The sequence below is a fragment of the Coprobacter fastidiosus genome, assembly GCF_982245605.1.
The window spans coordinates 31,790-45,348 of the sequence record NZ_CEVCIF010000032.1; the positions used below are offsets into that span (position 1 = coordinate 31,790).

General features: G+C 39.4%; 12 protein-coding genes and 1 pseudogene. 10 read left to right on the top strand and 3 right to left on the bottom strand.

Features of this window, described 5'->3' with window-relative positions:
- Positions 1–9: 9 nt before the first annotated feature.
- Positions 10–1,530, top strand: coding sequence for a DUF6850 family outer membrane beta-barrel protein (locus AC0UMU_RS09270; RefSeq protein WP_418729153.1), 1,521 nt, complete (start codon positions 10–12; stop codon positions 1,528–1,530).
- Between the two features lie 9 nt (positions 1,531–1,539).
- Here AC0UMU_RS09270 and AC0UMU_RS09275 read toward each other — a convergent pair whose 3' ends face one another.
- Positions 1,540–2,604: a winged helix DNA-binding domain-containing protein gene (locus AC0UMU_RS09275; RefSeq protein ID WP_009318189.1), complete on the bottom strand. Its 1,065-nt coding sequence runs from the start codon at positions 2,602–2,604 to the stop codon at positions 1,540–1,542.
- A gap of 294 nt (positions 2,605–2,898) precedes the next feature.
- Here AC0UMU_RS09275 and lacZ point away from each other — a divergent pair, with 294 nt between their 5' ends.
- Positions 2,899–6,117, top strand: a complete 3,219-nt coding sequence (gene lacZ, locus AC0UMU_RS09280) for a beta-galactosidase, LacZ type (RefSeq protein ID WP_473979917.1) — start codon at positions 2,899–2,901, stop codon at positions 6,115–6,117.
- A gap of 266 nt (positions 6,118–6,383) precedes the next feature.
- Here lacZ and AC0UMU_RS09285 read toward each other — a convergent pair whose 3' ends face one another.
- Positions 6,384–6,908 (bottom strand): DUF6125 family protein, encoded by a 525-nt coding sequence (locus AC0UMU_RS09285; RefSeq protein ID WP_009318187.1) that lies wholly within the window; start codon positions 6,906–6,908, stop codon positions 6,384–6,386.
- Between the two features lie 6 nt (positions 6,909–6,914).
- Positions 6,915–7,484, bottom strand: a complete 570-nt coding sequence (locus AC0UMU_RS09290; protein WP_288640881.1) for an NUDIX hydrolase — start codon at positions 7,482–7,484, stop codon at positions 6,915–6,917.
- A gap of 156 nt (positions 7,485–7,640) precedes the next feature.
- On the opposite strand from AC0UMU_RS09290, the gene AC0UMU_RS09295 reads away from it, so the two are divergent.
- From AC0UMU_RS09295 to AC0UMU_RS09330, 8 genes and pseudogenes are all read left to right on the top strand, one after another.
- Positions 7,641–8,369, top strand: coding sequence for an O-methyltransferase (locus AC0UMU_RS09295; RefSeq protein WP_278716683.1), 729 nt, complete (start codon positions 7,641–7,643; stop codon positions 8,367–8,369).
- 140 nt (positions 8,370–8,509) lie between these two features.
- Positions 8,510–9,637: an aldose epimerase family protein gene (locus tag AC0UMU_RS09300; protein ID WP_022599892.1), complete on the top strand. Its 1,128-nt coding sequence runs from the start codon at positions 8,510–8,512 to the stop codon at positions 9,635–9,637.
- A gap of 103 nt (positions 9,638–9,740) precedes the next feature.
- Positions 9,741–10,307 (top strand): cob(I)yrinic acid a,c-diamide adenosyltransferase, encoded by a 567-nt coding sequence (locus AC0UMU_RS09305; protein ID WP_009318183.1) that lies wholly within the window; start codon positions 9,741–9,743, stop codon positions 10,305–10,307.
- A gap of 58 nt (positions 10,308–10,365) precedes the next feature.
- Entirely contained in the window at positions 10,366–10,587 is a 222-nt protein-coding gene (locus AC0UMU_RS09310) for a DUF2795 domain-containing protein (protein ID WP_473979918.1), read from the top strand.
- Positions 10,588–10,787: 200 nt separating this feature from the next.
- Complete coding sequence (locus AC0UMU_RS09315) at positions 10,788–12,143, top strand: tyrosine-type recombinase/integrase (protein WP_473979919.1); 1,356 nt, start codon at positions 10,788–10,790, stop codon at positions 12,141–12,143.
- Positions 12,144–12,322: 179 nt separating this feature from the next.
- Positions 12,323–12,844 (top strand): hypothetical protein, encoded by a 522-nt coding sequence (locus tag AC0UMU_RS09320; protein WP_473979920.1) that lies wholly within the window; start codon positions 12,323–12,325, stop codon positions 12,842–12,844.
- 243 nt (positions 12,845–13,087) lie between these two features.
- On the top strand, positions 13,088–13,420 hold the full coding sequence (locus AC0UMU_RS09325; protein ID WP_118945001.1) for a helix-turn-helix domain-containing protein: 333 nt from the start codon (positions 13,088–13,090) through the stop codon (positions 13,418–13,420).
- Positions 13,413–13,559, top strand: a pseudogene (locus AC0UMU_RS09330) (DUF3987 domain-containing protein); the annotation flags it as partial. The gene AC0UMU_RS09325 and the pseudogene AC0UMU_RS09330, both read left to right, overlap by 8 nt.

A 13,559-nucleotide genomic window follows, 5' to 3' on the forward strand; every position in this document is an offset into this window, starting at 1 on the left:
GAAAGTGAGATGAAAAAAGGATGTGCTGTCGTTATGTTGCTTTTATTGTGTCCGGCTTTCTTGTATGCCGGGGATACGCTTTCTGTCATGCAGCGAAATTTGCGGAATAATTCTTTCGGAGAAACTTTTTTCGATTTGCTTTATCGTAATCCGGCAGAAAAATATTATCAGCATGCCTTAACTCTTACCGAAGCAAATGCGATCGTGGAATATTCGGCTGAGGATCAACCGATCCTTCTGCAAGAAGGAGACGGTTTGATTCGCGGATCATTTGATGTGGATTCGTATATTGTTCTGAAAAATAGGAAATTATGGGGACAGGCTTATTATAGGAACGGCGTGAAACGAAATGTCGTTTGGAACGAGACATCCGATTATGATTGGGTGTATCCTTATGTTTTGGGAGATTCGGTCGGCGGAGATTTAAGGTGTGAGGAATATTATTTTGCCGGAGGATATGCCCGGGAATATGCTCGTGTCACTTGGGGCGGAACGTTGGATTATCGGGCTGCCGTGGAGTTTAGGAATATCGATCCTCGTCCTAAAAATGTTGTTGGAGAGTTGAATGCTTCGTTAGGTATCTCGTTGCGGACAAAAACTCATTATGGCATCGGAATATCTGCTTTTGCAACAAAGTATAAACAATCTAATGAAATAAAATTTTATAGCGAATTAGGTCAGTCGAAAGTTTATCATTTTACCGGAATGGGAATGGACTATGCCCGTTTCTCGGGGAATAATAACAGTGCGTATTATAAGGGAAAATCTTTTGGCGGAAATATCGGGCTCTCTTCTCATAAACAAAGCGGATTTTCCGGGACGTTCTCTTATCGTTATTATTCTTGTGAGAAAATAATTTCTTCTTTGAATGAATTACCGATGGCTTTGATACATGAACATTCCGGAAAATTTGAAATGGGTTACCGTAATACCACGAAATACAGGGTATGGGGTGTAAAAGGGTATGGTAATGTTTCTCGTAGAAACGGAATTGAAAATCTGTTCGGTGATGCAACGAATGAAATTTATCCGAAAATAGGTGAGGTAGAACAGTATCGTAACAATATATTCTACACCGGTATTGTCGGTATGTATGAGGCGGAAATTGCGAAGGGATATAAATTGTCTTTGTCGCCTGAAGTTACCTATAAACGCAACAAAACATCATATATTTATCCGTCTCGTTCACTTGAGGAAAATCGTTTGTCCGGAAACGTCTCTGTTCGAGGATATAAGACATGGGAAAATTGTTTTTTGCAGATAGATGCCGGAATTGGCTATTCTCGTGCTTTTGACACGGATATTACCTTGTCGGAAACGGAAATAACAGATTCCGGAGTTTTGAATATGCTTTATCATAATTATCGTTTTATTTCATCGAACAGCATATTTTCTGATATTGGTATACAGTTCTCGCATCGGATTCTGAAGAACTATCTGTTACAGATTAAAGCTGCTTGGAAGCATGGTTGCTACATGAGCAAAGTCAAGTCTGACTATATATCAGGGGCGATAGGAATATCTTTTTAATATAGGCTTTTAGGTGGTAGAAAAAGAATCGATAAATTGTTTATATCGTTTTTCTGCATTTTCGATAAGATGTTGATTAATAGAAGTCGTTTTTTCAAAAAAAGATGTTTTTATAGTTATTCCTGATTTATTTCGAAGAAGTTTCCAGTTACCCGAAATTTTTCCATTATATAAAATAACGGGGTAAAATGTGCCGTAATTGTTAAATGCCATTGCCCGGTATTTTTCGTTTAAGACCTCGCTTCGGTCTTTATAACTGATCAAATATTCATCGAATGAGGGTAAAAAATGGAGAATGTTTTTTTGAGGTAAATTTTTGTTTGAATATGATTCATGGATGAATATTTCTTTTTGATTGTCGAGTTGCTCTTTTAGCAGGGAAGAGTTGATGTAATCAATAGCTTGTCGGGCCTCCGTAACAGATAATCCTGACCACCATGTAAAATCTTCTAATGTGGCGGGAGAATGACTTTGAAAATATTTGTTTGCCAGCTTGGCAAGAGCTTCGTCTTTCGTTATTTCCTTGGCAGGAGAAACACGTTCGTTGAGTAGAGCATAAGTTTGTTTGTTCCCTTTATTTATTCCGCTACAAATGATTTTTTCTGTCTCTGCCCGGATAAGAAATCTATTTAACCGAGGTATATCGGTTTTTATATTTTCTTTCTTCAAAATGTCTCCGATTTCTTGTTTGGTGAGGTGGTTATTTCCTGTTAAGTGTTTTTCGATTAACCGGTTGCATTTTGTGTATAGCTTTTCTGTTATTTCTAGATTTTTCCCGAAGGACTCATTGGCAGATCTTATTCGCTGCGCCGAGAGCTTCAGCATCCAATGTATATCTTCTGCAATAATAAAGTGCCATGTAGGACGCAATATGTGCATTCGTAATATTTCTCCCTGTTGGAAGGCTTTTTCTATGATGTTATCTGTGACGTGCTTGAGCCGGATACCGATTGCCCATTTCGCCATATTGTAGTTTTGTGCTTGAATAGCTCCCATCCATGATACGATTTCTTTAGGGGTATCGAATGTCGGTTCTGTTAATTGCTGGCTATATAAACGGATATTTATGAGCATATACTTTTTTTTACCGTAAAAATAATTAAAAAAATAAGAAATAAAATCGGTGTGTACTATATTAATAAATAATACCGTTTCGTTAAAAATAAGCGGGAAAGAGAAGAGTATATAAAAAATGTAAAAAATACACTCGTCGGATTATTCATCGTTTGATTTTAGTATTATTTGTCTAAATTTGCGGAAGGACCTTATATGGTTATTTTTTGTTAAATGAAAAATGTTGCTGTCTATTCTCGTTTCGGGAAATTGTCCAAATATTAAAGAGGATAAATTATAAAATATAATATACCCATGAAAAAAACATCCGTTTTTGCATCATTATTTTTGGTTATGGTGGGCGGTGCTTTTGCCCAGAATTCTGACCGGTATGCCGAAATAACCGACCCGAAAGTTGTGAGTATAAACAAAGAACCTGCCCGGGCCAGTTTTATTTCATATAAAGATGAAGATAGTGCATTGGCAGGAAACCCGACATCAGGGGCAGATTATTTGCTACTTAACGGAAAATGGAAGTTCAATTATGTCGAACAATTCAATGACCGTCCGGTAGATTTCATGTATCCTTCTTACGATGTCAGCAAATGGAAAGATATTCAGGTTCCCGGAAATTGGGAAATGCAAGGTTTCGGAGACCCTATTTATACGAATGTCCCTTATGAATTTGTCTCTGCGGGATATAGTAAGTATTTGCAACATCCTATGCCCCCTTATGTCCCTAAAGAGTGGAATCCGACCGGAACTTATCGTCGGGATTTTGATCTTCCCGATTGGAATGGGAAAGATATTTTTTTAAGTGCCGATGGTGTAAAAGGTGCGGCTTACTTCTATCTGAACGGGAAATTTGTCGGAATGTCAAAAGCCGCAAAAGCTCCGGCGCGTTTTAATATTACAAAGTATGCTAAACCCGGTAAAAATACGTTAGCGGTACAGATACATCGTTTTTCGGACGGAAATTATTTGGAATGTCAGGATTTTTGGCGTTTAACCGGATTTGAGAGAGATGTATATGTCTATGCCCAACCGAAAGTGCGGCTGGCCGATTTTTTTGCACGTACTCCTTTAGACGACTCTTTTAAAAATGGCATGCTTGATTTGGATATAACGCTGAATAATGCTTCGGGCACAGTGCAATCATATACTGTAATGTATAAGGTTCTCGATAGACAGAATAAAATTGTTGCTGACGGAGAGGAAAAACGTTCTGTTGCAGAAGGTCTGTCTACCATGAATTTTAAAGCGATTCTTCCGAATGTTGCTGCATGGACTGCCGAAACTCCAAACCTTTATACTTTACAGATAACTATTAAAGACGGGAATGGAAAAATTTCTGAATCGATAGCCAGCCGTATAGGTTTCCGTACTGTTGAGATAAAGGGTAAACAGTTGTTGGTGAACGGACAGCCGATACTTATAAAAGGGGTAAATATTCATGAACATAATGGATATACGGGGCATTATGTGCCAGAAGAACTGATGCAAAAAGATTTCGAACTTTTTAAAAAATATAATGTGAATACTGTCCGCACCAGTCATTATCCGCAGCCAGAACGTTTTTATCAATTGTGCGATGAATATGGTTTATATGTAATTGATGAGGCGAATATAGAATCGCATGGAATGGGATATAACATACAGAAAGGGCATTCTCTGGCGAATAATCCGGATTGGGTGGATGCTCATATGGATCGTACCCGAAGTATGGTCGAAAGGGATAAAAACCACCCGTCAGTCATTATTTGGTCTTTAGGAAATGAATCGGGAAATGGAGTTTGTTTTTATGATACTTATCGTTGGATTCGTGAAACCGATCCTTCCCGTCCGATACAGTATGAACGGGCCGGAATGGAGTGGAATACCGATATTTTCTGTCCGATGTATAGTTCCATAGAAGGAATCAGAAACTATGCTACGAATAAAAAATCCGATCGTCCGTTGATATTATGCGAGTATGCTCATGCTATGGGAAACAGTCTCGGAAATTTCCAAGATTATTGGGATACGATCGAAAAATATGATTTACTGCAAGGCGGATGTATTTGGGATTGGGTAGACCAAGGATTGATTGCTAAGAATGCAAAAGGAGAGTCTTATTGGGCCTACGGGGGAGATTTCGGAGAGGAAGGTACGCCTACGGATGGAAACTTTTGTATTAATGGTCTGGTTTATCCCGATCGTAAAGTTAAACCCCATACGATCGAGATGGGAAAAGTTTATCAAAATATAAAATTTACCGATTTCGATCCGATACAGGGAACCGTAAATATAAAGAACGGTTTTTTCTTTACCGATTTGAGTAAATATGATATCGTATATACGATAACAGCGGATGGTAAGGCTATTAAAAGCGGAAATATATCTCTTAGTCTTGCTCCTCAGCAGGTTAAACAGATTAAGGTAGAAGAATTGCCTTCCACACAGCCGGCTTTGGTTGATTATCGGATACTTTTTGAAGTCAGAATAAGAGATGCAGAACCGTTTTTGCCCGTAGGTTATGCAATTGCCAAGGAACAGATGCCGATAAATACTTATGTAAAGGAAAAGGCCGAGTTGCCGCAAGGATCGATCAGTGTCAAAGAAGATAAGAATTCTGTAACTTTATCCGGAAAAGATTTTAAGGTCGTATTTGATAAGAGTTCTGGTTTTATGACCTCATACCGATATAAAGGAACTGAATATATCTTGAATGGTTTCGGACTGAGACCTGTATTTTGGAGAGCGCCTTTGGATAATGACTACGGGTGGGATACCCCTAATCGTTTGAGGGTTTGGAAAGATGCAACATACCAGAATCTTGTACCGAAAAATTTTGCGGTAGAAAAAACGGAAAACGGTGTGATGGTGTCGTGTAGTTATCCTTATCGTCGTATCAATTCTCATTGGAATGTGTCATATAGAGTTTTTGCCGATGGGGTAATAAATGTAGATAATACATTTACTGTGAACAATAAAGATGTCCCGGCAATACCGCGTATCGGTTTACGGATGCAAATGCCGGTCGATTTTACTGACCTTACTTATTATGGACGAGGTCCGTGGGAAAATTATCAGGATAGAAAAACAAGTTGTTTTGTCGGGGAATATTCTTGTCGTGTGGCAGATATGTTTGAGCCGTATATTCGTCCGCAGGAAAATAGTCACCGTACCGATGTTATTTGGTTCTCGCTATCCGATAAAAAAGGAAAAGGTTTGTTGGTTGTTGCAGACGATAAGTTGGAGATGAATGTTTCGAATTATACCCTTGAAAGTTTAGATAGTGGGGAATTCAGGGATGATATTCCTCAACGTCCGTCGGTTTTGACCCAACGCCATACGTGCGATGCAAAGTCTCAGCAACTGGTAGATCTTTTCATCGATTATAAAATGATGGGTATCGGAGGTGATAATTCGTGGGGAGCTCAGCCTCGTAATGAATATCAGATTAAGTTGAATCCCGGTAAGGTTTCTTATGGCTTTACACTTGTCCCTTATGATACGAAAGTTGATAAGAAGAGTTTTATAAAACAGTATTAAATTTAGGATGTTTAAAAGAGAAAAGCAGGAATCGGCAATATTGCCAGTTCCTGCTTTTACATTCACAATACACACACATACTAAAATAACACTCTTTTAGTATTTCCGCTACAAAGATAAGTATTTCAATCGGTTATCAAAGTAAAAAATCGATAAAATACTTTATTATAATGTCAGAAAGTTATTTTTTATGTTTAATCGTATTGTGTTATTATAACTTAGGAGTTTGCTTAAGATATTTGATAGAATTATATTTCCGGGCTTTTTCAGTCTGTTTTAGTCTCGTTTCGTAATGTGAATTTCCAACAGCAGGCACATGTCGGGTCGGTAATATTGGGAAAGCAGCTTATCGTTTCACAATCGAATCTTGGATCGATCTCTTTTGCAAAATAAGAATATTCTATGATCCCTACCGATTTGCAAGGATGCAAAGGCATTCCTTTACGAGTACGGGCAGTCTGTACACGACAGTCAATAACTTTGTAAATAAGTGTATCTTCGGTTATCCGGGTTTCTGTTTGGTTCAGAAAAGCATTAAAATGAAAGTCAAGCGCTTTTTTTAAGCCGTTTATACCCGGTTTTTCCGGTAATTTTAAAAACGTTTTAATACGCTTGGCTTCAATTGCAGTATATTTCCTCCAAGCATTTTGATCATGCTCTATGGCTTCATCCATGCCGAGCTTAGTCTCTATGGATTGAAACCATACACCATCTAATGCCAGCATGTTTTTAGCAAAAATATGTACTAACTCGATGAGCTCTTGCTTTGATAGCTGTTCTAATTGATCCATAAAAATTTAAAAATGTCTGTTTTCCCCGTATAATGCAATATACTTCCATAAGGGAGCAGCATGTTGGGCTTGAGTTATTTTATTATTTTCCAATAGATCTTTTACTTCTTCGATAGTCAAGAGTTTTACTTGTATATCTTCTGTCGCTTCTAAATGTGGTTCGGATATTTTTTCTACATTAGTAGCAAGATAGCAATAGGTTAAGTTTGTATGGGTTCCTGGGTTGGGAGATATGATCATAAACTCTTCCCACTCGCCTTTCCCATAACCGGTCTCTTCCATTAATTCCCTTTGTGCGGAGATTAACGGAGATGAATCTTCTTTTTCACAAACTCCGGCACACAGTTCGTATGAAGTACTTCGCAATCCATGACGATATTGTCGTTCGAAAATAAATTTCCCGTCTTTGGTAATTGCGATTACGTTAACCCAATTAGGGTATTCTAAAACATAATATGAATCGATCGTGTTTCCGTTAGGAAGTTGCACTTTTTCTTTACGTACGGTAAACCATGGTTCTTGAGATATGTACTGACTACTCAATACTTTCCATTCCATGCTGTCTTTTTCTTTCATTTCTTTGTAAATAAAGTAGTTTGGGGAACAAATATATATCATGTGATTTGTTTACGAGTAATTTTATGAGCTGTTTTTCATCTTTAAATAAAAAACAATACCTTTGCGCTCGACCTTAAATTAAGTCCTGTATTGAGGAAATAGTTTGATTACGATATGTCGAAACGTATCTTAAAGCAATATTGTACTAAAAATTTTCGTAAAATAAGACATCGGAAAGGTTTCGGTGTCCACTCCCCGTTTGCTTATAATTTAATAACCAAAGTAATAGAAGAAACTTATAGTTATTATGCCTATCAACAGATCGAGGAAGTTTGGCATACCCGGGTGTGTAACCAGCTTACTCAAGACGATTTTCAACGACGCAAACCTGTTTCGGAAAAATATGGGCGCTTGCTTTTCCGTATGGTCAACCGATTTCATCCGGATATAATATTTGAATATGGTTCTTGTTGGGGTATTTCGTCTTTGTGTCTTTATTTAGGAAATACTCGGTCTCAACTTTTTTGCGCAGATCCAGATACTCGTGTTTATAATTTCTCGAAAGATGTCATACCTTCTGACTTGCAAAATATCCGTTTTTTCAACTCTTATTTTTCAGAAGGGTTGTCAGAATGTTTGAAATTTGGCACGCCCGATTTTATTTGCATTCACCGTCCATCTGATATACAAGAATATGAATTGATTTATAATCGGTTATTTCCCTGTTTGGGAGAGAATACCGTTATCCTCATAGAAGGAATACATTCGGAGAGTAGAGCTTTAGATGCGTGGCGCAGATTTATATCGGACGAAAGAATTCGAGTGACAATGGACCTATTTGACTTGGGAATTGCATTTTGTGATCCTAAATTAAATAAACAAGATTATATTGTTGCATTCTAAATATTGCTTTTCAAAAAAAATTTGTATCTTGCTTTCGCAAAATAATTAGAAATAAGGTGTACCTGTTGTTTTGTTTCATAGTGAAGAGGGTATCTCTTTTTCGATTTGTTGAATTTGTTAATCACTAATCACATACGCAAATGAAACGGTTATTATCTTTATGTTTCCTACTTCCTTTATTAGTGGGGTGCAACTCCGGTCCGAAAGTGACCTTGTTGCCTGATTCGCAATTTGATACCATTATAGATGGTAAAAAAGTCGCGCTTTATACGTTGAAAAATGCCAAAGGAATGGCTATGCAAGTGACGAATTACGGAGCTCGGGTGGTCTCTTTATGGGCTCCTGACCGGGCAGGAAAGATGTCTGATGTAGTTCTCGGATATAAGGATATTCATAGTTATGTCAATAATCCGGGCGAACGTTTTCTCGGTGCGGCTATCGGCAGGTACGGGAATCGCATTGCAAACGGTAAATTTACTTTAGATGGCAAGGAATATCAGTTGGCTGCTTATAATAATGGACAATGTTTGCATGGTGGCCTTAAAAGTTTTGACCGGGTGGTTTGGAATGTAGATAGCGTGATGCCGAATAAGATATGTTTCTCTTATTTATCTCCGGATGGAGAAGAGAATTTTCCGGGTAATTTGAATGTTAAAATGACTTATGAGCTTACGGACAATGATGATTTTGAGATTAATTATACTGCTACCACAGATAAAGCTACACCGGTTAATTTGACGAACCATACTTTCTTTAATCTTAAGGGTGAGGGGAATGGGGATATATTAGCCCATGAGTTGACTATACGGGCTTCTCATTTTACTCCGGTGGATAGTCTTTTGATTCCCACAGGTGAATTAAAGGAAACTCTCGGAACTCCTTTTGACTTTCAGAAACCACGCCAAATCGGCAGCCGTATAGATATGGATGACCCTCAATTGCGAAATGGTCAGGGATATGATCATAACTGGGTGTTGGATCGTCATACTGATAAGAATTTGGAATGGGCAGCAACTGTTTTCGAACCGGGAACAGGGCGTCAGCTTGAAGTTTGGACCACAGAGCCCGGATTACAATTTTATAGCGGAAATTTCTTTGATGGGGCAGCTACCGGAAAATCCGGACAGCCGTATGATTACCGTTGTGGTATTGCTTTGGAGACACAGCATTTCCCGGATTCTCCTAATCATCCGGATTTCCCGAATACGATTCTTAAACCCGGAGAAACTTATCAGCAGACATGTGTTTATAAGTTCCGGATAAAATGATCGGATGATTGTATGAAAATCATATAATTTGATTAAATTAGCACTGCTTTGGTAGAACCGGGCGGTGCTGATTTGTTTATTATGTCGATATAATTGATGAATTATGGAGAAAAGTAAAATTTATACGAGGACAGGAGACCGGGGGCAAACTTCTTTGGTAGGAGGAAAGCGTGTTTCGAAATATGATGTGCGTTTAGAGGCTTATGGAACAGTTGATGAGTTGAATTCATACTTGGGTATGTTGATAGCGACTTTGCCCGTTTCATCTTCAGATACAGAACTATTGCAGTTTATCCAAAATAAGTTGTTTGTCGTAGGTTCTTATCTGGCAACTGATACCGCATTTACCGAATTGCGCGAAGCAAGCCGAATGAAAGCTACGGATGTAGAGCGTATAGAACGGCGTATCGATGAAATTGACCGTGTATTGCCGCCGCTCAATCGATTTGTTTTGCCCGGAGGAGTTCCGGCTGCGGTTAAAGCTCATATTTGCCGGACGGTTTGTCGCCGGGCGGAAAGACGTATTTGTGAAGTTGCCGGACAATATGAAGTAGATGAACTTATTCTTCGTTTTATAAATCGATTGTCGGATTATCTGTTTGTCTTATCGCGCTTTATGAATGTAGAAGAAGGCATAGAAGAAATTTATTGGAATAATAGTTGCGAATGAGAAATTTTATTCTATTTTTGCGGAAAATTTGGAAGGAAAACATTAAAAGCATATAATTATGTACTGGACGTTAGAATTAGCATCTAAATTGGAAGATGCGCCTTGGCCTGCAACTAAAGATGAGTTGATTGATTATGCAATGCGTTCGGGAGCCCCTCTTGAGGTAATCGAAAATTTACAAGAAATGGAAGATGAAGGTGAGATATATGAGTGTATAGAAGATATTTGGCCCGACTATCCTAGTAAAGAAGATTTTTTCTTTAACGAGGACGAGTATTGACGCCCCTCGGACTACTTAAACAATTAAATATCAACGCGATAAACAAAGATAATTTGTTTGTCGCGTTGGTGTTTTATGGTGTTGTATGGTGCGGTTTGTTTGTCTAAATTGCGGTTTTTCTTCTCAAAAACTGGGTTTGTTTGTCTAAAATGCATTACCTTTGTTTCTCCTCATGAATATTGAATTGGGAGGAAAAGCATATGGGAAGACCGAAAAGACTATATCCATTGGGCAAATACCGCCTTCGTACGCCGAAAGTGGTTGACAAGGAAAAAGCCTATCCTGTCGAGTTGGAATACACTTGGAACAGGCAGGTAATCCGTAAGACAACGAATATCTTTGTCAAGGTTGCGGACTGGAACCAGAACGGCAATCAGGGACGGGGTGAAATACGTGCAAGTCATGGCGGTGAATCCAAACGGCTTAACCAGTTATTGCTGGCACGTGTGGAACGTATAGATTCGCTACTTGCCGAATATAATGAAAAGCATCCTAATCAGATAACCGCTGATGTCGTATCCGGCTTTCTTGCGGACAAGCCTCTTGCGCGTCGTGATCAAGGGAAGGACTTCGTGGAGTTTACATTGGAACGTCTTTCTTCAGACTATGCAAGAAACAGAATCGGAAGGAGCCGGTATGAAAACGGAAAGAGCTGCATGAATATATTCCAGACATTCCTGAGGGCTACCCGACAGGGAACCTATCGTTCTGACAGCATTTATGTAGGCGATATGACTCCGGAGTTGTTAGACAGTTATATATCGTGGCGCAGAGAAATCAAGCAGAACAGTGATGCCACTATCAACCACTCTCTGACTCCGATACTAAAAGCATGTGCATACGCTTGTGAAATGGGCATGATGGAACCTGCCGTCAATGCAAGGATTCAGGATATGCGCATTGTGACTAAGGTATCGCTTTCTGAAGAAGAAGCAGAGTTTGACGGCAAAAGTCTCAGTAAGGAACAGATGGCAGCATTGCTTGAATATTACAAGACCTGTACTGAACCGCGCAGAAAAGAATTTCTGGAAATGTTCTTCTTTGCGTTCCACGCCTGCGGCCTCCGTGTAGTGGATGTGATGACCCTGCAATGGAAACATATCGACTTTGCAAGGAAAGAGTTGCGGAAGATTATGATAAAGACAAACAAACGGCATGTCATACCTCTTACTGAACCTGCATTACATATATTACAGCAATGGTGGGAAAAACGTGAAGGATGCCGATATGTGTTCAACCTTGTAAAAGAGACTTTGGATTTGGATGACGCGGAGGCGCTGTACAAGGCTCGCAACAATGCCACGAAATGCATCAACCAGTCGCTGGCCGTTGTCGGTGAACAGATCGGCCTTCCGTTCAGTCTCTCGATGCACGCAGCCCGGCACTCGTTTGCGGTTTTTGCGCTGAACAAGGGATTATCCATGTCGGTAGTCAGCCGTCTGCTCGGACATAGCAGCACGGATATTACAGAGAAGGTTTATGCCCGTTTCCTGCCGGAAACGCTATCGGCAGAGGTGGCAAAACTGAGCGGAGAATTAATCAACTTGACTATATAATCACTGTGAAAAGATAAAGAAACATGATATCATTGCCATTTCGAGTTGCATGTATCCTGATAGCAGGATTCCTTATTGTACTGGTTGTAACCTATATATACAGGTTAAACAGCCGTAAGGTATTCTGGGGAGTAGGACTCACTACCATTATCGGTATCCTCATCCTTCTTGGCTTAGGGGTGCTTCGTCCATCTTGGGGAACAGAAACCGGCACGGCTGTCATTGTCGGAATCAGTACTGCTATCGGATGTGCAATAACGTTGATCTATGCAGCAGAGGACTTGTATCAAAAGAAGCGAATTAAGGGAAAGAAAATCGCAGAAACTGAATCTGTGCAAAAAGATATGGTTCCAGACCACCATAAAGTGACTTTACCGCCTCGGCTTGATACTGAATTGGCAAGAAAGATCTTTGATAAAGCCATTGAAGAAGGATATATCATTATCGACGATGACCATTATGAGTGGACTTTGAACAAAGTTCTTCTTGCATATATGTGTGGACGTATCTATTGCGAAGATTATCCTGAAAAAACCAAGTATGATGATAAGCCGTTCTGGATGCCAGGCAGGGTGGAATTATTTCCGGGTACTGAATTAGATAAGTTATTTAACATGAAAGATCTGACTCAATCAAGGCATACCCGAAAAAACAAAGCTGCGCCTACAGGATCCGAGAAAATTGACAAGTTATTTGAGTAGCCAATGTGCTACTCTTTTTTTGTTTGATAAGCAGCAGATTATAAATTCATTACCTCCGTGTTATATGCAACTCTAATACGACCTCTAATATAGTATCTAATTCATTCTAACACCAAGATTCCTAATGAGTTTGAACCTTTGCACCGTGCTTTTGGTACGATGTGCACAGTCGTATCATAGCACGTAAACCCGGCTTACAGTCCGAGTGTGCATAAGGAAGGTTAAGCCATAATACTATAAACTATGGCTCAAAAATTAAATGGTGAAAAGAAACTATGCGACCGGGAACTGCTTGAAAAGATTCTCAGCATAGTAGAGAAACAAGAGAAACTGCCGCCTCCGGCTCATGAAGGTGGGTATCGTCTTTATGATAACAAGTCTTTGATGGAGATGTTGAACATTAAAGATAAGTATCTGAAAAAGTTGCGAGACAACGGTTATCTCGGCTACTCGCGTGAAGGTGATAAGTACTGGTACACGCAGGAAGATGTGGACCGCTTTCTGCGCCGTTTCCATTATGAAGCATTCGCTATTGGTGACAAACTTCCCAAACAGGAAGGAGGTGGCTATGTTTGATACCATTCATTTGACCAACATGCTTCGTTCGGAGGTGGAAGGCATTCCGGAAACAGGTCTTCCGTTGGATGCCTTTCCGGACAGGATACAGGAGATTATCCTCAATCTTGCCAGATACGAAAATTTCAATGTGGAATAT